The sequence below is a fragment of the Butyricicoccus sp. Marseille-Q5471 genome, assembly GCF_951230135.1.
GTDB lineage: Bacteria > Bacillota > Clostridia > Oscillospirales > Butyricicoccaceae > Agathobaculum.
In genome coordinates, this window is the sequence record NZ_CATNVC010000007.1 from 113,716 (window position 1) to 137,551 (window position 23,836).

At 46.2% G+C, this 23,836-nt stretch carries 20 protein-coding genes; 3 read left to right on the forward strand and 17 right to left on the reverse strand.

Annotated elements, in window-relative coordinates:
* Window positions 1-442: 442 nt before the first annotated feature.
* From QOX26_RS09520 to QOX26_RS09530, 3 genes are all read left to right on the forward strand, one after another.
* Window positions 443-1,375, forward strand: a complete 933-nt coding sequence (locus QOX26_RS09520) for a GIY-YIG nuclease family protein (RefSeq protein WP_283674739.1) — start codon at window positions 443-445, stop codon at window positions 1,373-1,375.
* A 63-nt stretch (window positions 1,376-1,438) separates the two neighbouring features.
* Window positions 1,439-1,999, forward strand: coding sequence for a hypothetical protein (locus QOX26_RS09525; protein WP_283674740.1), 561 nt, complete (start codon window positions 1,439-1,441; stop codon window positions 1,997-1,999).
* On the forward strand, window positions 1,996-2,508 hold the full coding sequence (locus QOX26_RS09530) for a DDE-type integrase/transposase/recombinase (protein ID WP_283674759.1): 513 nt from the start codon (window positions 1,996-1,998) through the stop codon (window positions 2,506-2,508). The genes QOX26_RS09525 and QOX26_RS09530 overlap by 4 nt, the downstream gene beginning before the upstream one ends.
* Window positions 2,509-2,924: 416 nt before the next feature.
* Here QOX26_RS09530 and QOX26_RS09535 read toward each other — a convergent pair whose 3' ends face one another.
* The 17 genes from QOX26_RS09535 to QOX26_RS09615 form a co-directional block, all read right to left on the reverse strand.
* Entirely contained in the window at window positions 2,925-3,953 is a 1,029-nt protein-coding gene (locus QOX26_RS09535) for a hypothetical protein (protein WP_283674741.1), read from the reverse strand.
* 15 nt (window positions 3,954-3,968) lie between these two features.
* Window positions 3,969-5,573: a response regulator transcription factor gene (locus tag QOX26_RS09540; RefSeq protein ID WP_283674742.1), complete on the reverse strand. Its 1,605-nt coding sequence runs from the start codon at window positions 5,571-5,573 to the stop codon at window positions 3,969-3,971.
* Between the two features lie 3 nt (window positions 5,574-5,576).
* Entirely contained in the window at window positions 5,577-7,337 is a 1,761-nt protein-coding gene (locus QOX26_RS09545; protein ID WP_283674743.1) for a sensor histidine kinase, read from the reverse strand.
* A gap of 144 nt (window positions 7,338-7,481) precedes the next feature.
* Window positions 7,482-8,795, reverse strand: coding sequence for a transaldolase family protein (locus tag QOX26_RS09550; RefSeq protein ID WP_283674744.1), 1,314 nt, complete (start codon window positions 8,793-8,795; stop codon window positions 7,482-7,484).
* A gap of 112 nt (window positions 8,796-8,907) precedes the next feature.
* The gene (locus QOX26_RS09555; RefSeq protein ID WP_283674745.1) at window positions 8,908-9,906 is read right to left on the reverse strand and encodes an ABC transporter permease; all 999 of its coding nucleotides are present in this window, start codon (window positions 9,904-9,906) and stop codon (window positions 8,908-8,910) included.
* The gene (locus QOX26_RS09560; RefSeq protein ID WP_283674746.1) at window positions 9,903-11,390 is read right to left on the reverse strand and encodes a sugar ABC transporter ATP-binding protein; all 1,488 of its coding nucleotides are present in this window, start codon (window positions 11,388-11,390) and stop codon (window positions 9,903-9,905) included. The genes QOX26_RS09555 and QOX26_RS09560 overlap by 4 nt, the downstream gene beginning before the upstream one ends.
* Before the next feature lie 88 nt (window positions 11,391-11,478).
* The gene (locus tag QOX26_RS09565; RefSeq protein ID WP_283674747.1) at window positions 11,479-12,591 is read right to left on the reverse strand and encodes a sugar ABC transporter substrate-binding protein; all 1,113 of its coding nucleotides are present in this window, start codon (window positions 12,589-12,591) and stop codon (window positions 11,479-11,481) included.
* Window positions 12,592-12,624: 33 nt separating this feature from the next.
* On the reverse strand, window positions 12,625-13,356 hold the full coding sequence (locus tag QOX26_RS09570) for a cyclase family protein (RefSeq protein ID WP_283674748.1): 732 nt from the start codon (window positions 13,354-13,356) through the stop codon (window positions 12,625-12,627).
* A 42-nt stretch (window positions 13,357-13,398) separates the two neighbouring features.
* Complete coding sequence (locus tag QOX26_RS09575; RefSeq protein ID WP_283674749.1) at window positions 13,399-15,063, reverse strand: response regulator transcription factor; 1,665 nt, start codon at window positions 15,061-15,063, stop codon at window positions 13,399-13,401.
* Window positions 15,038-16,759 carry a cache domain-containing sensor histidine kinase gene (locus QOX26_RS09580; RefSeq protein WP_283674750.1) on the reverse strand — a complete coding sequence of 574 codons (1,722 nt, stop codon included), beginning with the start codon at window positions 16,757-16,759 and terminating at the stop codon, window positions 15,038-15,040. The genes QOX26_RS09575 and QOX26_RS09580 overlap by 26 nt, the downstream gene beginning before the upstream one ends.
* A gap of 145 nt (window positions 16,760-16,904) precedes the next feature.
* Window positions 16,905-17,621, reverse strand: a complete 717-nt coding sequence (locus QOX26_RS09585; RefSeq protein ID WP_283674751.1) for an ABC transporter ATP-binding protein — start codon at window positions 17,619-17,621, stop codon at window positions 16,905-16,907.
* On the reverse strand, window positions 17,590-18,387 hold the full coding sequence (locus QOX26_RS09590) for an ABC transporter ATP-binding protein (protein ID WP_283674752.1): 798 nt from the start codon (window positions 18,385-18,387) through the stop codon (window positions 17,590-17,592). The genes QOX26_RS09585 and QOX26_RS09590 overlap by 32 nt, the downstream gene beginning before the upstream one ends.
* Window position 18,388: 1 nt before the next feature.
* Window positions 18,389-19,399, reverse strand: a complete 1,011-nt coding sequence (locus tag QOX26_RS09595; protein WP_283674753.1) for a branched-chain amino acid ABC transporter permease — start codon at window positions 19,397-19,399, stop codon at window positions 18,389-18,391.
* Window positions 19,400-19,414: 15 nt separating this feature from the next.
* Window positions 19,415-20,281, reverse strand: coding sequence for a branched-chain amino acid ABC transporter permease (locus tag QOX26_RS09600; RefSeq protein ID WP_283674754.1), 867 nt, complete (start codon window positions 20,279-20,281; stop codon window positions 19,415-19,417).
* 65 nt (window positions 20,282-20,346) lie between these two features.
* Window positions 20,347-21,519, reverse strand: coding sequence for an ABC transporter substrate-binding protein (locus QOX26_RS09605; RefSeq protein WP_283674755.1), 1,173 nt, complete (start codon window positions 21,517-21,519; stop codon window positions 20,347-20,349).
* 220 nt (window positions 21,520-21,739) lie between these two features.
* Complete coding sequence (locus tag QOX26_RS09610) at window positions 21,740-22,780, reverse strand: zinc-dependent alcohol dehydrogenase (RefSeq protein WP_283674756.1); 1,041 nt, start codon at window positions 22,778-22,780, stop codon at window positions 21,740-21,742.
* 735 nt (window positions 22,781-23,515) lie between these two features.
* The coding region (locus tag QOX26_RS09615; RefSeq protein WP_283674757.1) for a hypothetical protein at window positions 23,516-23,836 on the reverse strand (321 nt) is incomplete at its 5' end.

Genomic DNA, 23,836 nt, shown 5'->3' on the forward strand with positions numbered 1-23,836 from the left:
AATATTTGTCATAATAAAACGGTTAAAAAGCTATTTCTTAGCTTTTGGACTGACGGTGAAAATGATGGTTATCCATTTTTAAATGAATATTATGATCACCACGTGATTTATGATGCAGAAGAAGATGATCCTGTCTACCACAAACGCGTTTTAGAAAGATAAGTGGACAGTAAATTCCTGCTGTTAGTAACTTCGTCTATAATTATATTTGAGTTCGCATTATGTTTAAACCATCTGCCTATCAACTAATCTACGGATAAGTTTATTGTCTATTGGGGTATACGCAAGTAGGCGCATGCAGTCTGTGAATATTGTCATTTTGCTTGCGTAAAGGAATAGCGACCAAGCAAGGATTTTAGCCTCCCTATTTTTAGCTTATGATATGGCATACAACACCAACCACTGCCATTAACCAAATATTTTAGCAATAGGAGCATTTCGAATGCAAGGGATTAAACTTAAGGATATACTCCGGTTCGATGAGCTGCTGCAACGCTTTCCCGGCAAGCGCATAAAGCTGAGATTTAATACGGACTGGGATGAAATCCACGAGGATGGAACAAAGCTTAGACGTAGTTTTTTGGAGATGTATGAAGACGAGAACAAAGAGCTTATTTACAGTATGCTCTCCACTGGTTCAGATAAAAAGAATCGCAACTCCAACAGAGACCTGACGTTTCTGTTTATCAGAATAAGCAATCAAGACAATCTGTGGCTACTTGTTGATGCTTATAATATTACCAACGCCAATGGTTGTCAGGTCAAGAACCCGAGGACGGACGAACGGTATAATTACGCAACAGGTGAACAACTTACTGAATATCAATCATTTTTTGGTCGCCTTGTTGTGGAGTGGAAGAATCTGCCGCAACAGTTTTACTATGTAAAGCCAGAGCTCATAGACAGTATTGAAGTGCGTGAAATTCTGCCTGTAACATACCTTGAGCAAGGGGAAGCTTTTCCTGGGTATGAGGCTGTAAGCAAAACCTACCGGGAGCTACATAGGATTATTTCCAAGAAGGATTGGCGCGATGCCTTGAGCAACATGTACGGGGTATATGTTCTGACAGACGAGCTCACCGGCAAGCTGTACGTTGGGTCAGCAACCGGCGAGGAGGGCATCTACGGAAGATGGTCTACTTATCTGGATAACGGATTTGATAAAACCGAAGAAGGCGACAAGGAGTATCCAAACAAAGGGCTGAAGGCACTTGTTGATGCGCACACAATTGAGTATATAAAGAGTAATTTCCGATACTCTATTTTAGAGTACTTTCCCAAGAATGAGTTTGGAAAGATACGAGCAAGGGAACGAGAGCAATATTGGAAAAAGGTGCTGCACTCTGCACACCCAAGCGGCTATAACTTTAACTAAGTGATGGGCTGGGAACGTAACCATCTTTAAAAGCAGGAAATACGCACGAATTGAGGAGGCCATATGCAAAACAGATATGCTGGGGATGCCGGTGACTTTGGAAAGCTGGGATTGCTCCGACAGATCGCGAAAACAGGACTGTCAGTCGGGGTGAACTGGTATCTGACAAATGACGAAACCCACAATGATGACGGCAAACACATTGGCTATTTCACAGACCCAAAATTCAAAGCGTGTGATGACGAACTTCTAGGTAAGCTAGGGTACATGGTATATGGAAACCTTCGGAGTGTTAAAACGATAGAGGAAAGCTTGCTGATACCAAATTCCATATATTATAGTGAGTTGCTGGCAAATGTAGGGCCTGATAGAGATGCATGGCACAACACCGCATCGGAGACGCTGAAAACACCGGATATCGTGTTTCTCGACCCGGACAATGGACTGCTCCCTAAAAGTGTTTCCATGACCGGCGCAAAAAGCATCAAGTATGTTTTTCCACATGAGATAACCGATTATTACCGACAAGGTAATAGCGTGATATTCTATAATCACCGGAGCATCTTGCCGAAAACCTTCTTGATCGCCAGTTTTACGCCTTTGAGCCGAATGAAAAGTGGCTGACTGATGTTACAGAGTTTAAATGGTACAATGGCACGGAAGTACACAAGGTCTATCTCAGCGCTATTTTAGACCTCTACGACAGGCGTATCGTTTCTTTTGTGATGAGTGAGCGCAATGATAACCCACTTGTATTCAAAACCTTCGATAAGGCCGTCCTGGAGAATCCAAACGCACATCCATTATTTCATAGCGACAGAGGTTTTCAGTATACGAATAGAGCCTTCCACCACAGAATTGAAAAGTCCGGTATGACGCAAAGTATGTCCCGTGTGGCGCACTGCATTGATAATGGCCCTATGGAGGGATTCTGGGGCATTCTAAAAAGGGAACGCTACTATGGCAAGCGCTTTACCAGCAAGCAAACCCTGGTTCAAATGATTGAATACTACATCCGCTATTACAATACGCAGCGCGTGCAGCGCAATTTGGGCGTTCTCACTGCGTTAAAAAAAACCAACGCTTTTTTGCTGCATAAAAAAGCGGACAGCCACTTACGCAGCTGTCCGTGAAAGAATAAAATTGAAGGAAAAAGACTTTATACGTTTGTTGGATAACTTCCGGAAGGTGGGGATTTCTCCCGTTCCATTAACTCCTGATAGAATTACATCAGTAACCTTCTGTCCCACGGGAATCCCTGCAGCCTGTTGCACCGATGTATATAGCAGCCCTATAGTTTTGTCGCTTACCTGACCGGTATCCATCAGCGAAGCCGACTCGCAGCCTGGGCTGTCGATACTATTCTGTCTGTTTTTCCTTGACCGTTCCACTGTACGGCGATTGATTGAAGCTGTGCCGACACAGCGTCTCCCTTAAAACCCATGCCTTTTAATTACTGAATTGCGCACACAATCCCCCTTCATTTCGCGCTAATGCCGCTTTGGTTGATTTATTTACCAATTTCCTGAAAAGCAAACCCTCCTACGATTTATCGCGCTTCCACAATATATCCCGACTGAATGGTGTATATCGGAAGATCAATCACACCTGTAGCTTGATTTCTTCCATAATCGTATATCTGTAACACGCCTTGTACCTCTCGGGGTTTGCTGATCATATTACCGTTTGAATAGTCGGTCAACATTTTATTTAATATGTACGCTTGATCAGCACCATAATAACTTTCAGCAAATAGCGGCGCCTCAGCAAAACAATCTGTATACTGCTGTAAAAACTGTTGCTGCTGAAATGTCAATATTGCAGCGTTATAGCGAGGATCTAAGTATTGCGCCGCAAAGCACACGCCGGAAGCTTGTCCGGCATTTATATCCAGAGCCTCATATCCAGCCAAAAAAGACGGTCCTAAAATCGCACCTGTGTAACCAGCATGCCGCAAGCGGGAAATCAGCCGAGCACTCTGCGCTGCGTTCCCCCAGATTAACATACAATCCACTTTGTGTTCTACAATCGAATCCATCGTAATTGAATCCAGTTCATCCTCATAGTGAAGCACGCGGCTATCCGGATACGTGTTGATCCACTCTTCACACGCGGCCAACCCCGATGCTTGCATCGGTAATATCATAACCACAGATGATTTATTTGTTTCGACAGCATACGATAGCAACGCCCTTAGTTCATCATTTTCATCTGCCATCATGCTGATGGCTTGCAAGGAACCGCTCGTTGTCAGCACCGGAATATTATTTTCATTAACCATCAGTGACCCTTGATCCATATTGGTTAATATACCGCAAAAATTCTCTTGTACTATTTTTTCTTTTAACTGTTTGAGGGAACTATCCGTCCCATCCGTTTCAAAACACTTCATCTGCCAGCCCTCCAGTTGTGAAACAGCCAGTTCCACCCCGTTGACAAATGCGGCAGATCGCATTGAATCATCCCCTGAAGAAACTATAACCGCAACGCGCTGTACCGAAAGATCGCAAAATGTTGCAGCGTATATTAAGAAAACCGTTGTAATGCATATCAATGTCAGCTCGCGCAAGCGTTTCATACCTGACCTTCTTTCTTATGTCACAATATCGGAAGCATTTTGGGTCACACGATATTCTGATGGTGACACACCAACATGCCTTTTGAAAATCGTGCTGAAATAGGTGGGATTTTCATACCCGCACTGGTAACTTACTTCGTAAGAACGATGATCTCCCGAAGTCAATAACCGTTTTGCATGTTCAATACGGATATCGGTCAGATAGCCGATAAACGATTTACCCTGACTCTGCTTAAACAATGCACTAAAATAGTTGGGTGACATGCCTACCACCTTGGCCACCTCATCCAATGTCAATTCTGATTCCGAAAAATGGCCGTCAATATACAGCTTTGCCCGCTCGACAATATTCTTATTTGCATTGCGACTATCATCGAGAAAATCACATATTTCCGCTACGAATGCATAGAGCTGATCCATCATTCCATTGAGTGTCTGACAAGTCAAAATCCGTTTATAGGCTGCTGTTGAATCATCCATGATTTCCTGAATTGGGCAATGAATATCCGTCAGCAGCTTCATAATCTCACCATATACAAAACTTACCATCATACGCGTATATAGGAAGGAATTATGTCTTGTCAGCCGAATATCCTGTTCAATTGCGTCGAATTCTCTGCGAATTTCCTTTTTATTGAAGGTTGCAATGGTGCGCACTACACGCCCCACGTCAAAGGTGTCAGGAAGGCCTGTGGATTCCTGCCTTTCTCGTTCCGGCTCCACGTCCTGATTGGTGCCAATCAGGAAGGCTCGATCCAGCGTGTGCATCGCCATATGATATGTCTCTGCGCAGCTCTCAATCGACGGAAGAACGGTCGATACTGCGGTGGTATACTCGTGTCCCGAAATTGACATGCGAAGTCGACGAATGTAAGTCCGTGCAGCAAAGGCTACATCTCCCTCTGTACTGCCATAAAATAGGATTAGATACCGTCCATTGCTCTCCTCCATGATTTGCATACCTGCTTCCTCCGCCTGCTCCAGCATAGTAGCCTCCAGCTCCTGCGTCAAACGGAAGATTTCGTCTGCAGGCATAGCACCTGTCACATGATCAAATCGATCCAATTGCAAGAGGGCGCATTGGCAAAACGCACTGACACCCAAATCCCGCGGCAGGCCCTCCACAAATTGTGCACAACTAATTCGTCGGTGTACATAGCGCAGGATTTTGTCGTGCAATGCAACCTGATTATCCTCCTGCAGCCTTCGACGCATCTCCTCCACTTCATTTTCATGATGATACCGCACATCCAAGTCATCCTTCAGCCCACGCAACGTGCGGCAAATGGACGGAATGTCGATTGGCTTCATCACATAATCGGACACGCCCAGCTTCACTGCTGTCTGTGCATACTCAAACTCGCTGTATCCCGACAAGATAATTACACATGAATCCATCTGATTGCTGCGCATTTTCCGGATTAATTCAATACCATCCATATACGGCATGCGAATATCTGTCACAACGATTTCAGGGCGGCACTGCCGGATTACTTCCCAAGCCTCTGCACCGTTTGCAGCCTGACCTACAAGCGTTAAGCCCAGCGACTCCCAAGGAATCGCTTTGCAGAGTCCCTCCCTGATGATTTGTTCATCATCTACCACAACTACCTGATACATCTTTTATTCCTCCGTAAGGCGATGAATGCGAATGGTGATGGATGTGCCAATTCCTTGTTCGCTTTGTATATTGAAGTTAAAGTGGCCACGTGTCAACGTCTGAATTCGGTCGTATACATTGATTAAGCCAAAGCTCTCTGCCCGCTCGTCTTCTCTGCGCTCCAATGTATTACGCAGCTGTTCCAGTTTTTCAGCCGTCATGCCAATTCCATTATCTAATATTTCAAACAACACGCCATCCTCAACGGAAAGCACATTTACAAACAACATACACTTGTGCGTGCTTGTTTTTATTCCATGATACAGTGCATTTTCTACCAGCGGTTGTAAAATCAGCTTAGGCACCAAAAAGGATTCGACCGTTGGATCCAGATAAAGCATGTAATCAAACTGCTGATGATAGCGCATTTTCTGAATAGTCAGATAGCTGCGCACATGCCGAACCTCTTCTCCAACCGTAATAATGTCTCGTCCTCGGCTCAAACCCGTACGGAAGAAGGTTGTCAGTGCCTGAACCATTTCAACCACCCGCTGGTTTTCGCCATCACGTGACAGCCACGCGATGGAATCCAGCGTATTGTATAGAAAGTGCGGGTTAATCTGCGCCTGCATCGCCTTAAATTCTGCCATGCGAAGCTGCTCCTGTTCTTCCTTTACCGCATTCACTAAGCTGCCAATCCGTCCGGACATGCTCTGAATATTCTTTGCCAGTTCACCAATTTCATCATCCCGCACCACTGTAATTGGTTCTCCAAAGCACCCCTCCTGTACCGTGCGAACATATGCAATCATGCTTCGAATGGGCCGCAATTCATAGTCCCTCAAGCGTTTGGACACCGCAATATTGCATAACAACGCCAAGGTGGCCGTCACCAGAATACTGCCCAGAATCAGTTTTCCGTTTTGTCGCAAAAAGCTTTTCGGGACGACGCCCGCCAGCACCCAGCTGCTGCTTGGCAGGCGTTGAAACAATAGCATGTCTCGCCTATCATCCACCACGCATAGCTGTTTACCGATTGCTGTCCGGGCTGATACTGCGATTGCATCAGTCACGGTTTCACTTTTCGCATCGAGCAGCGTGCTGACCAGTTCATTCTGTTCATTGAGCAGAAGCACCGCACCTTGCTGACCGATATTCACATCCAGCATCGTGTGCAGCGTATTTTGAAGCACCTCCACAACTACTATACCATTTGGGCGGCCAGTTGCCGCATCCGTCAATGCTGCTGCTACTGCAAGTACACCTGTATTCCGATTTGCCAGCATTAGCGAGCCCTTATCAGAAACAAACCATTCCGCATAAGTTCGGTTTTTGATACGTTCATAGTCCGCATTGGTCAAGAAGGGCTCATCGCTGAAGGGATAATAGCGCGACTTAGCCTCAATTCCGGCGTCGGTTCGCACATAGATTGCCGCAATGTCGGTACGGAACTCATTGATTTCCCGCAATCGTTCTTCCGTAGTTTGCACTGCTAGAGAAAGCGATTCAGCTGCGTCGCCCACTACAACCTGTTCAATCAACTCATCATTATCTACCAGATTCGAAATATACACCATATCAGTCAGCAGGCTGTCCATTTCGCTGGATACCTTTTCGATAATCTGTGTACTTGATTCCAATGCCATGTCACTGATATGCTGAACAGAAATTATATACACAAAAACGCCCACCACTGCAAGTGGCACTACCATGAGCAAGGTAAAATATAAAAACAATCGATTACCCAACGAGTATAAAAACTCATCCTTTATTTTCTCTAACATTCAGCCACCGCCATTCATTTTTATTATCGCACGCATATTGATCTTCTGTCAATTGCGATGGAAAAGAAGCCCTGCAGGTATTTCTGCAGGGCTTCCTTCTATGGAGAGAAGAATAAGGTGTATTTAAAATTTGGATGATTAGCGTTATTTAACTGCATTGAGGAAGGTACGTTGATATGTCAGCACACCCGATGCACTTGTGAAACGTGACAGATAAGACGGAGGCGAAGTGATAACAACTCGATGAATCATATCCTCAAACTCAGGCTCCATGAGCATCTTATCAATATACGGATACATCAGTTCACCGCCCATTGAGCAAATAATCAGCCGGCTGTCCGGCAGGTTGGAATTTCTCAGCACACGCAGGGCGTGGCGAGTCGCATCAAGGCCGTCTGCGCCCTCCTCATTCTCTGCATTTCGGTATGTCAGCGTCCATTTTGCTTTATCAACTACCTTTGCCAACGAGCCGGCCGCTTCAGCGGGTGACAACATATCCTGTGACGCCATCAACTCACGAATCTTTTCAGCAATCGTAATGTTGCCCGATTCTGCATAATCAGACAGCATCTTACGCAAGGACATTGTGACATTAAAGCGCTGCTTGATAAATGTATTAATAAAATAGGGTTTTGCCTGCAGGGCCAGCGCAATCTGGTGCGGCTCAAACATCAGGGTGAAGTTGGTGCGGTATCCCTTCTCCCACAAGCGATAGGCGAGATTATGTCCATAGAAATTCGTCTCAACCGTACCATCCTCAAAGCCCTTCTGGAAACTGCCGTCTATCAAGCTTGGCGCATCCGCCTTGGCAATCGGTCCGGTGTGCGGCACCTTAACAACCAGACGATACGGCGTTAAAATTTCCTCAAAGCGTGCAATCTCTTCCATAAGCTCGCTTTCAGAAGCGAAGGGATTATCCACTTCAACGCTAATATCCGTGCCCGGCCCCAGAATTTTGCAAAGTTCTTCCATGACCTCATAACGATCCTTGAACTTGCCACCGACATTTGCCTTCGGGTTATTGATGAAGCTGTCGTAGATAATTGCCGGATTACAGGTTAAATTGGCAATAAAATTCTTGACCGGCGCAACCTCATAGGGGTTAGCGCTATCCGCCGAATACAGCACGCGAGTAGGCCGCTTGACGCCATTTTCTCCATAAGAAATATCGCGTTTAAGATCAATCTGCGCGCTGCCATCTGCACCGAAACAAAACACTGGACGAAACCCTGCAGGAATCACCCCTTCGGACACCTGAAACGTATGAATGACCTTATCGAACTCCGGTGTCACACCAAGTGCAGTTGCGCTCTGCGCTAACAGGGCGACATCATCAGCCGAAACGTCCAACTGTCTGATGCGCTTCCAGTTATCTTCATTCAGTCCAGCCTGCAGCTGAATCTTACCCGCAGCATGTAGCGCATCGAGTGTCACCTTCATGTTTTTTACTGATACCATTTTGCTGTTCTCCTTTTCAATCAGGCCTATTTGCTATGTTTTTATCATAAAACAGGCGCTCCCGTATCTCAATTCAAAATGCTTTCACTTTTTCATGAATCCATTCCACATTTTAACGCTTCTTATCACGAATGGTAGACAGGATTACCGCTACCACAATTATGGCACCCTTCAGCATAAGCTGCGGATAGTTTGGCACATTCATCAGGTCAAGAATGTTATTGATAATACCCAGAATAAACACACCAATCACTACGCCTGATACACTGCCCGATCCGCCGGCGAAGCTAACGCCGCCGATGACAACTGACGCAATCGCATCCATGTCCAGTCCATCGCCGCTCGTCGGCGCACCGACACCTAGACGCGCAGTCAGCAGAATGCCGCCAAGCGCACAGCAAAACGCAGAGAATGCATACGGAAACACCTTCCATTTTGCCACACTAATGCCGCTGAGTTTTACCGCTTCTTCATTACCGCCAAGCGAATACATGATGCGGCCGATTACAGTAAAGCGCATGAATATAAATGTTGCCGCAATCATCAGTAACCAAGCCAAACAGATGACCGGCACCGGACCTATGGTCCCCGAGCCCAGCCAGTACATGAAATCCGCTCCCGAAGTGGCAGTCCATGAAATCGGTATTGCCTGCGTATACCAATACGCAACACCACGGGCAAAACTCATCATGCCCAGCGTAACAATAAACGGCGCGATTCTCAGCCGCGCTACAATCAAGCCATTAAAGCAACCAATCAGCGTGCAGATTGCCATTGTAGCAATGATTGCTACTCCGACAGGCATATTCCGCATGAAACCCGCGACCAAAACACCTGCAACAGCTACAACTGAGCCAACTCCCAAATCAATGCCGCCTGTTAGGATAACGACAAACATACCCATGGCAACAACCATGTTCAGTGCTACCTGTACAACCAGGTTGGATACATTGGGCGCGGATAGAAATACCGGGGATATGCACGATGCGATGATAACCATCATCAGCAGCACAATCAATGGAATGGCCTGCTCTTTAAAATACACTTTCATGCCAGAAAGTGCAGCATTCTTTCGCTTAGGCACATCTGCCTGTAATACTTTTTCACTCATGCCGTTTCACTCCTATACATCAGGCTGAGAATATGTTCGCTGTCTTCAAGGTTTTCATTCACTTCACCTACAATACGGCCGCCACGCATCACGAGGAGTCGGCTGCATAATCCCTGCACTTCTTCTATCTCAGAAGAAATGACAAGAATGGACATGCCCGCCTTACGCAAATTTTCCAGTAGCGCATATATCTCTGATTTTGCACCCACGTCAATGCCCTGCGTTGGTTCATCAAAAATCAGAATATCCGGATGGGCGGAAATCGCCTTAGCCACCACTACTTTTTGTTGATTGCCGCCCGAAAGCGTGTTGACAGGGCTTTCTATTGTATCTGCTTTGATTCGCAGTTCTGTGCGCAGTGTTTCAATATAATCCCGTTCATGCTGATCATTGATGAAGCCACCCTTTGCCATACGGCCGAAATTAGATAACGTTACATTTTCCCGAATCGAACGAATCAGAACCAGCGCCTCACCCTTGCGATCCTCCGGCGCCAGGAACATGCCGTGTTTTACCGCATCAGCCGGCGAACGCAGTCTAATTGGCCTGCCACCGATTTCGACACTTCCGCTTTTGAGCTTATCCAGTCCGTACAGCGCACGCACCATTTCTGTGCGGCCGCTTCCTACCAAACCTGCCACACCTAGAATTTCTCCTTTGTGCAACTGAAATGAGATGCCTTCCACTTTATCAGTGGTAACACCCTTCGCTTCCAGAACGACCTCACCTAGTACATCATTTGATTTTTCCGGAAACATCGCATCAACCCGTCGGCCCAGCATATGTACAATCAAGTCAGCCTTGTTTAAGTGAACGTTATCTAGCACGGTAATCATACTTCCATCACGCATAATTGCAATGCGGTCGCAAAGGCGGAACAGTTCCTCCAACCGATGTGAAATGTAGATCATCGTTGTTCCCTTCTTTTTGAGAACAGCAATTAGGTGAAACAATATCGTAACCTCTTGATCAGACAGCACCGCGGTCGGCTCATCAAGAATTAACAGTTTCGGCTCGCGCTGCAGCACCTTTGCCACTGCTATCAACTGCTGATTTGCGACATTGAGGGTCTTTACCTTAACGCGTGCATCAATCGGAATTCCATATTCTTTTAGCAGTGCTTCTGCGCGTTCAAATAAAGTCTTCCAATGTACCACGCCATTCATCAGCGGTTCACCGAGGAAAATATTCTCGGCCACTGTCAGATCAGGAACCAATTCTGCTTGCTGATACACCTGCGCAATCCCCAGTTTTTTCGCCGTGACGGTATCCCGATAGTCTCTTTTTTCACCCTGAAACCAGACCTCCCCGCTGTCCTTTGTATAAGCGCCTGTAAGAATCTTCATCAATGTTGATTTTCCCGCGCCATTTTCTCCGGCCAGCGCAATCATTTCACCTTCACGAATTTCAACGGAAATATCCTTTAATGCATGCACCGCACCAAATCGTTTTTCTATGTGCTTTAGCTCTAAAATTGGTTTCATAGTATCACTCCTTTCCGCAATCACCCTATATATTTTGAGCACCCCGCCAAATATAGCGGGATGCTCAAAAGAGACTACCTGTCTATCATTAAAATCCTTCGAAACCGTCGCAATTCTCCGGCGTAAGCAGCTCAGGCTGCATCGCCATCAATTTAGATGTCGGCACATTTGCAGAATCATTGAGCAAATTTACAATAGTACGTGCTGCAACTTCACCAACCACCACCGGACTGTTTACACCCAACGCCTTAATGGAGCCGCCGGCCTTCATAATCTCAACTGCAGCCTTTGATCCGTCAACTGCTCCCATGATTACGCTTTGGTCACGCCCCTGTCGCTTAGCGGCTGCATAGGCACCTACAACATGTGCGTCGCATGTGCCGATGATACACTTCAGATTTGGATTCGCCACCAACATGTTTTCTGCCGTTTCCATGCCGGACTGCTCCGAATAGTCGCCTGCATACAGGAAGGAAACTTCCTTCAAACGTCCTTCCGTGTCAATAGCTGCAATCGCATCGCGTGCACCCTGATTCCGGTTGGTCGCAATATAATTACCCTCCGTGCCGCCAATGATGCCGTATTCTACCTCGCCCTCATTGCCCGCAAGCATCTGCTTTGCCAGTTCCTCGCCAACCAGATAACCAAGCTGATAAGCATCGGTCACGCATGCAGACAGATACTGTGCTCCTTCGTCCGGCGGCAGATCAACGGAAACCACCGGAATACCTGCATCGTAAGCCTTGTTGAGTGCAATATTAACCGCTTGCTGTGGATCAGCAGGATTTACAATAATTGCATCTACACCCTGCGCAATAAAGTTCTCAATCTGGGAAACCTGCTTGGTTGCATCGCTTTCGCAGTCCGCCAGCAGTGCTTTGCCGCCCATAGCTTCTATCTCTGCCTTGCATGAGTCTGCCAGTGATTTGAAAAAGCCGGTGTTCACATTGAGCATCGCCAGTCCAATCGTATAGCCTTCATCCGCCTTCGGCTGTGGCAGTGAATTGATATCAATGTAGGTCTGTTCTGTCGAAATACCGCCGTAAATCGAGTCCAGATCCAATTTCGTTTCCGCACCCGTGTCATTTGTCCCAGTTCCCGTGGATGATGTTGCACTTTGTCCACTGCACCCGGTAAGCATCGCAGCCATCATCGTACCCGCCAGAACAGTCGCCCAGAATTTATTCATATTCTTATTCATTTGATTGTCCTCCATTCCCTTTTCACCTTTATACTATACCACAATCGCTGTCGGCCGGATTGGAGATCCGGAACCGTTTTTAATCTTGAGTGGCAATGCTGCAAAATAGCACCGTGTTGGAAGCTGATCCAAATTGTGCAGCATTTCCATAATGAATATTTCATGGGGCAGCCAATAATTCTGATGCCCAAACGACTTCATCTCATATCCATCCTGTACGGGAGTATCGCAGGCAATGGTATCTGAGCCTACTGCTTTGACTCTACGGTCAGCAAAGAGTTTTACCGCATCCTCATCCAGCCCGGGTTCATTTGTGGCGTAGTATTTCCAAGTCTTATCAAGCGTCCAATACTGCTGCCAGCCAAAGTTCAGAAGAACAATATCCCCTGCTCCCGCCTGATCCTGCATCTGCTCTTCCAGCGCCAGCAGCTGTGCGGCCGTGATACGTTCTCCCGGTTTTGCGTCAAGCTTCTGCAAATCATAAACAATTGCTGGACCGAACAGCATGTTTACCGGATAAGTATCGATTGTACAATCCATCATTGCAGGAATAATGTGTGCCGGTGCATCGACATGGGCGCCAGAGTGCTCTCCCAACACAAGTGTTTGGCAATAGTAGCCGTCGTGTTCATGTGTGATTGTTGCATCAACGATAATTTGCGGGTGAGTCGGCCATTTGGGCATGTTATGTTCTATCGCAGGAGACAGGTCGATAAACGACGCACCCGAAAGCAACTCGGCCAATTGTGCAAGCCGATTTTCCATTTTCAAATCCTCCTTTACAATGTTCTATCACTTGAAGTGTCTTTATTTTAGCAGCGATACCGATAAATGCGAATCAACATTTCTATCAGAGCCTTTCATATTTCTACGATTTTCCGTTTCTGCCCTGCGATAGTCCGAAGGGGAGATTCCGACATAACGTTTAAATATCGTGCTGAAATATGTAGAATTATCATAGCCGCACATATATGCGACCTCATAAGAGCGATAATCCCCCGAACGAAGCAGATATTGTGCATGATTGAGCCGTATCTCGGTCAGATAACTGACAAAGGATTGTTTTTTGGCGTTCTGCTTAAATAGAGCACTGAGGTAAGTCGGTGAAATGCCTACTGCTGCCGCCACCATATCAAGTGACAGCTTGGCGTTGGAGTAATGTTCCTGCATATATACCATGGCGCGTTCCACCGCATTCTGATTTCCTTCTGCATTCTCTGCCCAAAAATCACAAATGTCATCCAATATCCGCAGCAGTTCACCCATCATACTATCCAGTGACTGACAGGCCATCAGCCGGCTGTACGCCGTCATCGGTTCCGGCATAATACTCTGGATTGGACAATGCACATCATCAAGAAGCTTAATCACTTCGCCGTAAACAAAGCTCACGAGCATGCTGGTAAATAAATATGAGTTGTGTGTGGTTTTGCGAATGCTTTCTGTTATCTCAGTCAGCTCCCGATGAATATTCTGCTTTTGGAAGCCTGCAAGCGCCTGCGTAATGCGTCGCATATCAAGCCCTGCAGGCAGAGGGGATTGAAAATCTGCTTCCATAGTTTCACTCGCGTAAATATCCTGTCCCGCACCGAGCAAAAACGCGCAATCCACGCATCGCTGCACCTCGTCATAAGCCTGTCGGCAATGTGCAATCCCGCCGTTCTGAACAGAGGACACGATTGTCGTATATTTCATTTGTATTGTCGCCGCCCTCAGCCGTCTGATATAGGAGCGGATTTGAAATCGCAACTCATCCTCCGATTCTCCAATAAATAAAACGAAGTATCGACCGTTATCATTTTCGATAATTTGTATCTCCTCATTGCTGTGTGAAATCAGCAAGGTTTCAAGTCTTTGAGTAAATGTGAATATTGTTTCTTCATCCATCTCCTCCGTCAGACGATCAAAGTCGTCTATCTGAACGAGAACACCTGCACAAAGCATTGTGTTTCTCCAACGAGGTGCAATACTAGCAACCAGCTCCTCTGCACTTTCCTGTCCTGCCAAGTAGCGCCGGAATAACCTTTGCTGTTTTAACCTGCCATCCGTCTGCGCCTGCTGATGCAGTAACTGGATTTCACTTTGTTCACTATGCTGGGTATCCAGTTCCCGCCTCAAACGTATTAACACCCGGCAAAGCGGCATCAATTCAACCGGTTTGAGTAAATAGTCACTTACTTCAAGCTGCAGTGCCGTCCGTGCGTAATCAAACTCACTATGGCCAGTCAAAATTACAATCTTGCAGTTTGGCTGCTGCTCACGCAACGCACGAATCAAATCCAATCCATCCATGCGCGGCATTCGTATATCGGTAATGATGATATCAGGCCTCAGGTCTTTTGCCTGTGCAAGGGCGTCTTCCCCATCTTGCGCAACAGCGACGAGCAGCAAACCCAACGCCTCCCAGCCAACTGCACGAGCCACACCTTCCCGTATAATTTCTTCATCATCCGCTAATATTACCCGATACATCCGTTAACCCTCCCAGCGTTTTCGGAATCCTCAATCGAACCGAGGTGCCCATCCCCTGCTCGCTCATTACCTGTATTTCATACTCCTTACCAACTAAAATGCGGATACGGTCACACACATTGCGCATGCCATACCCCTCCGTACCCGTGCGGTTGCTGCACTCAAGAGAATCCCGTAAGGACTGCAGCTGCTCTGGTGACATACCTGCTCCGTCATCTCGCACTTCCATCAGCAAATCATCCTCAACTTCCAACACATTCACAAATAAATGGCACTTATGCCCAGCAGGTTTAATCCCATGGTATAGTGCATTTTCAACAATCGGCTGCAACAACAGCTTAGGCGTCATGTAGCCGCGAACGCAATCATCTATGTAAATGGAATACGTAAAAATTTTGTTGTATCTAATTTTTTGAATTGCCAAATAGCTGTCAACATGCTTCACCTCATTTTCAACTAAAATCAAATCACTCCCTTGGCTTAAACCGATGCGGAAAAAGCTGGTCAATGCCGTCACCATCTCGCCTGCTTTATCGTTATCGCCATCCCAAATCAGCCAATGAAGCGAATCGAGCGTATTGTATAAAAAATGTGGGTTGATTTGAGCCTGCAGCGCTTTATACTCTGCCCAACGCAGTCGAGCCTGCTCGTGCTGCACGGTTTTAAGCAGTTCGCTGATATGGGCTGTCATGTTTCGTATACTGTTGGCCAGCGCGCCTATTTCATCTTTACGAACAACAGAAAGTTCTGCCGTAAATTCTCCGGTTTCAACTGTTTTTACATATTTCATCATTGCTGTAATCGGCCGTAATTCATAGTTACACAGACCTCTCGATACTACAACATTGATGAGCGATGCCAATAAGCCAATCCACAGCACGGTTTGCAGGATGCTTCTGCTGTCCTCGCGCAAAAAATCCTTGTGAACCAGGCCGCAAATCGTCCACCCGCTTGACGGCAATCGGCTATATAAAAGAAAATAATCCTTTTTCTCCCGCACCTCCAGCTCATTACCAATCGCCTCGCTACGCATTAAATCAGTCACAAGTTCTGCCTGCCGCTCATCATTTCGCATCGAGGACAGCAGGGTTCCATCTCGCCCAATCAGAAACACATTGCTGTTTTCACCCAAATCCGTGCACATCATGCGTTTGATTTCTGACAGCTTAACCTCAATTACTACCACACCGCAGGGCTGTCCGCTTTTCGCATTCGTTAAGGATGTCACTGCGCTTAACACTGCGTCGCCCATGTTATTAACAAGCATCGATCCATTTGGGCAGCACACCCATTGCATAGCCGCATGATTCCGCGCCAGCTGATACAGTTCCGCAGACATTCCCAACTTTTCCCGCACTGAATAGTAGCGAGATTTGGCCACCATACCATTATCCAGCACCAGATAAACACCGCTTACTGCTTCATAATACGTACCAAGCCGTTTCAGCTGCATACCCAGTGCCGTTTGGATGCTCTCCCGCTCGGTCTGATCCGTCAGGTTGCCGCTCAGCCGCTGCTGAATCGCCGAATCATCAACAATCTGTTCAGACAGCTTATCCACATCGCTGATGAGCTGGTCAAAATCAAGCGAGAGATTGTTTACGATTTGAGAGGAAAGGCGCAGCGCACTGCCGCTCATGCGCTTATCAGATTCCCAATAAATCATCCCACCAGCCACCGCTAACGGAATCATCATCAGCAGCGTAAAGTATGCCAGCAGACGTCTGCCTAATGATTGATGAAAAACATTTCGAAGCCTCCGCATTGCCCTGCTCCTTCCAAAACGACACAAGACCGACCCGCAAATACGCGGTTCGGTCTGTGCCAAATAATGAATCTATCTAATCTTCACCCAGGTACATTTTACGTACCTTATCGTTCTCAAGCAGTTTTTCTCCCGTATCGGTCAACGTAATCTCTCCTGTTTCCATCACATAACCGCGGTCTGCCACTGCCAACGCCATACTTGCATTTTGTTCTACCAATAAAATGGTTGAACCCATCTGCTGCAACCGTGGAATGATTTTGAAAATCTCATCGATAAAGATAGGAGCAAGCCCCAGGGACGGTTCGTCCAAAATGAGTAGTTTTGGATTTGAAATCATTGCTCGAACCATGACAAGCATCTGCTGTTCACCGCCTGACAACGTCCCAGCTGTCTGCCATACCCGTTCCTTCAACCGCGGAAAAATTTCAAAGAGCGACTCAACCTCTCCTTGAATATTCTGTTTATCCCTACGAAGGAATGCACCCATTTGAATGTTCTCCATAACCGTCAGCTTCGGAAACACATGGCGTGATTCGAGCACCTGTGCAATGCCCCGCTTTGCCACCTTATGAGCCGACAGTCCATAGATGCTCTGCCCATAAAAATCAATACTGCCGCCACATGGTTTTAGGATTCCTGAAATACAGCGCAGCAACGTAGTTTTCCCTGCGCCATTCGCACCAATCAACGCCACCACCTCATTTGCGTTTACTTCAAGGCCTACTCCTTTAAGTGACTGAATTGCGCCATACTTATGTTCAAGATTCTTTACGGTCAGCGTGCTTTGCACGAGCGACACCCCCTTTTCCCAAATAGGCCTCAATCACCTGCTCATTTTTCTGGATATCGCATGGCAGCCCCTCTGCAATCTTGGCGCCATGATCCAGCACAGTAATCTGATCCGATAACCCCATTGCTAGCTTCATGTCATGCTCAATCATCAAGATTGTAATGCCCTGCTCACTAATGGCACGAATAATACGAATCAGATTATCTTTTTCAACCGAATTCATACCGGCTGATGCCTCATCTAGCATCATCAGTTTCGGCTTACTTGCTAAGCCACGCACAATTTCAAGCAACCGTTGTTCCCCATACGGCAGGTTGCAGGCCAACTCTCCGGCACGACTTGTCAAGCCGACAAAATCAAGCAGTTCATAGGCACGCTCTATCATCAACTGCTCTTCATCCCGTTCGGCCTTTGTTCTTAATATTGCCGAAGCCAATCCCGACTGGGTGCGGCAATGCTGTCCAATAATCACGTTTTCCAAAACATTCATCGTAGGAAACAGACTTATATGCTGAAATGTACGTGCAATACCGAACTGATTAATCTCATACCGCTCGTGTCCGTTGATTTTTCGACCTTCTAAACATACATTACCGAGCGTTGGCTGATATACACCTGAAATAACATTGAAGCAGGTTGTTTTTCCCGATCCGTTTGGACCAAGCAAGCCATGAATTTCTCCCTTTTCAATGCTCATATTCAGCTCGTTGATTGCCTTGAGGCCGCCAAATTGCATGGTGACATTCTCCACCTTTAGTAACTCCATGTCATTTCGCCTCCTGTTGCTTCCTTCCGGTTCGCCCCGGTAATTTATTTAACAAATGATAATATCGGTTTCTCAATGTACCGGCAATGCCATTCGGCATAAAGAATAGCACAAAGATAATCAATGCACCGTAAATCAGCATTTGATATGTACCAAATTTCTGCAGAAACTCTGTTACAATAATAATCAGCAAAGATCCAATAATGGGTCCATAGAATGTTCCCATGCCACCCACGAGAATCATAACAAGAAACATACTGGACTGATCGGCAGAGAACGACTCCGGACTGACAAACCTTACAAGATGCGCATACAGCGCGCCACCCACACCCGCATAGAACGCCGCAATCGTGAATGCCATCGACTTATAGCATGAGAGTTTCATACCAAATGCCTCACTCGCATCCGGATTGCACTTAATAGCCTGCATTGCACGTCCGACTCGCGAATCAACGATTCGGTTTTTTATAATTAAGAACAGAAGTACCAATGCAAGTACAAAGTATAAATACGAAGCCTTACTGGTCAGTTCAAAACCGAACAGGTTCACCACCGGAATGCCGCCAATACCGTTCGCACCGCCCGTCAGCTGTGTTGGGCCATTCAATGCCAGTAACCGGACTATTTCACCAAACCCTATCGTAACGATAGCTAGAAAATGATGCACTAGTTTGGAACACGGAATCGCGAGGACATATCCCACAACCGCTGCAATCGCAGCAGCAATAATCATGGAACAGATGACAGGCAACCCGGCTTTGCTTAATATAGCACTGAAATATGCACCAATCGCATAGAATCCAGCCTGCCCTAGTGAAATCTGACCTGAGTATCCGAATAAAATATCAAAGCCGGTATTCACAATGATATAGATTCCAAGCGTGCAGAGGATTAAGTGCACGTATGTGGATTCACGGAATAAAACCGGATATACGACAACAAGCGCAATCATCACAAACGCAATCAAACGCTGTACCTTGGTTGTGGACAGGGTTTTTATTATCTTATTCATATAGTTCCCTCCCCCTTAATCCGCCTTGACTTTAAGGATACCGTGGGGCATCACAAAAAGCACAAAAATCAGCACACCAAACGATATAATGTCCTTAAACGAAGACGAAAGGTAGCCTGCAGCCATTGTTTCGACCACACCGAAAATCAGGCCGCCGATGATTGCACCATACATATTACCGTATCCACCAAGGACAGCCGCAGCAAATCCCTTTGTTGATAGGATAGCTCCCATCTTAGGATATACGCCATAAATCGGAGCAAGCAGAATACCCGCTATCGCCGATAATACCGCCGCAAGAGCCCATGCCATTCCTACGGTAAGCGGAACATTAATACCCACTACGCCAGCTGCCATCGGATCCTGTGCCGCCGCCCGCAGGCTGGTACCGAGTTTGGTTCTGCTCATAAAGAAATGCAGCAATACCATACATGCAAGTGTAACCACCATGATTGCAATTTGTTGTGGTGAAATAGATACTCCACCCATTTTAATTGGGCTTTCCCCGAACGACGATGGGAAGTTCTTCACATCCGATCCCCATACAATCATTGCAAGATTTTTCAAAAAAATAGATAGCCCAATCGTAGCCAATACAATATGAATCTGTTGACTGCCACGCCGCAGAAGCGGACTAATCATACTGCGTTCCAGTAACATACCAACGGCGAACATGATGCCAATAGCAATCAGCACCGCCAACAGAAATGGCACGCCAAGACCGACATATATTGTGAAAGCCACATAAGCGCCAAGCATGAAAATTTCACCTTGCACAAAACTCATTAAACCAGATGCGCTGTAAATCAAGCTATAGCCAAGGCCGATCAACGCATAGATGCAGCCCACGGCGATACCGCCAATCAGCAACTGCAAAAGCATAGCACTTCCCCTTTCCTGATTGAAAGCAGCCGGTCCAAATTGGCGGACCGGCTGCTTCTGCCTTCTTACTCAGCCTCGATGTATTTTCCATCCTTAATTTCAAAAATGCGCATTGAATCAATACCCTCGCCATTCTTGCCTTTATAGGAGAAGGTACCTGCCAAACCGACATAACCATCAATATTGTTGTATGCTTCACGCAGTTCAGCGCCGTGATCCACACCAGAGGTCTCCATTGCCTCTGCAATCATTTTAACACCGTCATACGCGCGGAAAGCGTTGTCGGATGCCGGGGCTGCGCCGAATTCCTCTAGGTATGCCTCAAGGAATGTCTTCATATTTTGGTCTTCCGCATCCTCCGGATTCTCATAGACCAGATATTGTGCTGCAAAACATACGCCATTTGCCGCATCTCCTGCATTTTGCAGAATCTCAGGTAATGTATAACTTTCCGAACCCAGAATGGGGCCACTAAAGCCAGATTGACGCATCTGCTTAGTCACCGCACCCAGGTCATCACCAAGGCACCAGATGAACACTGCATCAGGAACTGCTGCAGTGATTTTAGCGAACTGACCCGTAAAATCACGATCGCCGTTTGTCATTGTCTCATTCGCAACAAATTCGATGTTGTAGTCTGCACAGGCACTTTTAAACCCATCTGCACCCGAAGTTCCATACTCATCATTGCTGGTAAACAATGCGATTTTGTGATAACCCTGATCATTCGCATATCTCGCCAATTGCTTGGCCGATACTGTGGAATTTGAAATCGAACGGAACAAATAGGTGTAGCCCTGCTCCAACCAGGTTGGAGAAGTACCGCCTGCAACACACAACGTCTGCGACTCCTCAATTACAGGCCCTGCTGCCTGCACATTCGCACTATGTAAACTGCCAAAAATCGCGTTAACCTTATTCACCTGCACCAGTTTGGTTGCCGCCTTAACAGCCTCCTCCGGTGATGACTTGTCATCATACGAAACAATTTCAACCTGGCGACCAAGGATACCTCCGCTTTCATTCAGTTCATTCACTGCAATCTGCACACCATTCAGAGCTGCCTGTCCGGCCTGCGCCGTACCACCAGTGAGTGGTCCAAAGTATCCAATTTTAATTGCACCCTCCGTTCCAGAAGTTGCGCTTTCTCCACCTGCCGCATCCGAGCCTCCGCCGCAGCCTGACAAAAGATTAATAAGCATTGTGCCACACAGCATCCAACCCAGTTCTCTTTTCATCGTGATTCTCCTTTACTCTTGACTTGGTTATTGCCTTATCAGCTGTTGTTTGTATCTTAACGCAATCTTTTATTTTACTGAATCAAAAATCTTATAATAATCTTTCATTTTTCTATAACCTCTCCTGCTAGGGAATGTGTCTCCCTGTTTGTCTTTCAACAAATTCAGCCACTGACTTGTCAATCAGTGGCTGAATTTAAAAGAGGGGGGAAGAAAGAAGTTAATTATCGAATGTTAATATAACCTTAAGCGCCTTTTTTTCGCGCACTAATTGAAACGCTTCCTCAAGTTGATCATATGGGAGCACATGGGAATAGAAATCCTTTGGATTCACCTTGCCGCTCTCAATCATCGCGATTGTATCATCCATAATTCTATATTCACCATACGGGAAGTTAAGCATGTGCAGAGAAGTATTGCATTGCAGGCGTGATGTGTCAATCAACCGGTCATCCTTTTTCAATACACCCAGCGAACATACTTTTCCTCCGGGTTTGAGATATCCACTGCCCTCATATAGAATGCTGGTGAACCCAACTGCATCCATAACCAAATCAAACTTACGATTATTAAGCACCTCTGATACATTTTCTTCAGCAAAGTTAATCGTTTCATCCACCTTGGCTACTGCCTTTGCTTGTTCCAAGCGTGCAGATACACTATCAATTTGTACGACTGTCTTCGCACCTCGCAGCTTGCAGAACATCGCCAATGCAATTCCCATTGGCCCTGCACCGTATACCAAAATCTCCATGCCCGATCCTGCTCCGAAATTCTTTGCAGCGCTGTGACACTCAGCGAGAGAAAGCAAGACTCCTGCATCGATATAACTGATACTGTTCGGAAATTTATGCTGCTTAGGGAAAGGAATGTGTTCTTCTGCAAACCCATCCTCCCGCATCGCATCACGATCACACACCAAGCCAAATTGCGCCATACTGCCATGTGTTTTCGTATATCCATTTCCTGCATCCGGGTAAAGATTGGGATGAATAAAGCGCTCACCAATCCGAATGTTACGCACTTTACTGCCCAGTGCAATCACTTCACCCGCACCCTCGTGTCCCAACACAGTGGGGTATCCTCCAAATCCGGTTTCCAACGTGCCTGCAATAATCTGCGAATCTGTTCCACTGCAAATACCGCAGGCGTGTACGCGAACCAATGCCTCATACTCGCCAGGCACAGGTTTGGGGACATCATCAACCACTCGAACATCATTTGCTGCAAGTACTGCCACTGCCCTCATCATTTCCATCATTTTGGCCTCCTTGTCACCTTTTCTATAACTAAACTATCACCTTTCTTTCTTCAGCTCAACATGAAAATATTTTAAAAATCTCTTAAAACCTTTCACATTTTTATGCCCTTATAGGATAGATTTCAATTATGAAAGATTTTTTTATAAAAAATAAAACAGAAAACCACCTGTCCAATTTAAAATGAAACAGGTGGTTTAATTCGGTTTTTGTGTCTTCCAACTATTTACCATTTCAGGAAAGGCCGGCCTTTTTATTTGGATTTTTCCTCGATACACTTTTAATGCTTTTGCGCTCCAAAAGAAAACGATGCCCCTTCCGAAACCATGCAGGATGTTCTCTGACTCGACTCTCTAAGGAGCTCTTCGTCAGGATCATCCTTTTCTTTCGGAATCGCAAACTGAAGTTATGTTAGTCAAGTGTTTTAAAAAAGCAAATATCATATAGCAGGCCATGCGTTGCAGGTGTCCAGAGGAGCAGGTGCATCATGGAGCCCCGCGAACATGTGCTCCCGCATGCGCCTCTGGTCGGCGCAGACGAGTCGACATTGTGAGGCGAGTCGAGACGAAACAATTATATCTATCGGCTGATTCTAATCAGGCGGTTCTGTTTCATTGCGGGGGTTCTTGTTGGTACTCTTTCTTATAGGAAAGCCCCCCTTTTTTTCTGACGCACCAGATGCTTCCCATATTTATAGGGGGTCTTTTTCAGCTATTTCGAAAGGAAGAAAACTCATGTTATTCATCCATATTTAAAGCCTGCATAAGATCGAAAAAGATAGTTTGTAGTGACTGTTGCAGCACCGTATGAAAGGCATGATCCCAGAGATAATCACTCTCCAAATTGGTTTCTGAAAGAATCAGGCAAATTTCTTCAGGCATTACTAATGTTTTTAGGAACCAATGTTTAAACACCGCTTTCTCAAAAGGATTGTAAATGGTAAGATAAAGTACACACTTTTCAGCCAATAGAACTGCACAGTTTTTCGACACATAAAGTGCACAGTTTTTCGCCAAGACTGCACAACCTCCGAGGAGTTGGTAAAATGAAGCCAGCCG

Bases quoted from the DNA above. Each gene is read 5' to 3' on its own strand.
- QOX26_RS09560 (WP_283674746.1), bottom strand. From the start codon at position 11,390: ATGAAACCAATTTTAGAGCTAAAGCACATAGAAAAACGATTTGGTGCG.
- QOX26_RS09595 (WP_283674753.1), bottom strand. From the start codon at position 19,399: ATGAATAAGATAATAAAAACCCTGTCCACAACCAAGGTACAGCGTTTG.
- QOX26_RS09605 (WP_283674755.1), bottom strand. From the start codon at position 21,519: ATGAAAAGAGAACTGGGTTGGATGCTGTGTGGCACAATGCTTATTAAT.
- QOX26_RS09545 (WP_283674743.1), bottom strand. From the start codon at position 7,337: ATGTTAGAGAAAATAAAGGATGAGTTTTTATACTCGTTGGGTAATCGA.
- QOX26_RS09535 (WP_283674741.1), bottom strand. From the start codon at position 3,953: ATGAAACGCTTGCGCGAGCTGACATTGATATGCATTACAACGGTTTTC.
- QOX26_RS09550 (WP_283674744.1), bottom strand. From the start codon at position 8,795: ATGGTATCAGTAAAAAACATGAAGGTGACACTCGATGCGCTACATGCT.
- QOX26_RS09520 (WP_283674739.1), top strand. From the start codon at position 443: ATGCAAGGGATTAAACTTAAGGATATACTCCGGTTCGATGAGCTGCTG.
- QOX26_RS09575 (WP_283674749.1), bottom strand. From the start codon at position 15,063: ATGTATCGGGTAATATTAGCGGATGATGAAGAAATTATACGGGAAGGT.
- QOX26_RS09565 (WP_283674747.1), bottom strand. From the start codon at position 12,591: ATGAATAAGAATATGAATAAATTCTGGGCGACTGTTCTGGCGGGTACG.
- QOX26_RS09570 (WP_283674748.1), bottom strand. From the start codon at position 13,356: ATGGAAAATCGGCTTGCACAATTGGCCGAGTTGCTTTCGGGTGCGTCG.
- QOX26_RS09610 (WP_283674756.1), bottom strand. From the start codon at position 22,780: ATGATGGAAATGATGAGGGCAGTGGCAGTACTTGCAGCAAATGATGTT.
- QOX26_RS09540 (WP_283674742.1), bottom strand. From the start codon at position 5,573: ATGTATCAGGTAGTTGTGGTAGATGATGAACAAATCATCAGGGAGGGA.
- QOX26_RS09525 (WP_283674740.1), top strand. From the start codon at position 1,439: ATGCAAAACAGATATGCTGGGGATGCCGGTGACTTTGGAAAGCTGGGA.
- QOX26_RS09580 (WP_283674750.1), bottom strand. From the start codon at position 16,759: ATGATGATTCCGTTAGCGGTGGCTGGTGGGATGATTTATTGGGAATCT.
- QOX26_RS09600 (WP_283674754.1), bottom strand. From the start codon at position 20,281: ATGCTTTTGCAGTTGCTGATTGGCGGTATCGCCGTGGGCTGCATCTAT.
- QOX26_RS09590 (WP_283674752.1), bottom strand. From the start codon at position 18,387: ATGGAGTTACTAAAGGTGGAGAATGTCACCATGCAATTTGGCGGCCTC.
- QOX26_RS09555 (WP_283674745.1), bottom strand. From the start codon at position 9,906: ATGAGTGAAAAAGTATTACAGGCAGATGTGCCTAAGCGAAAGAATGCT.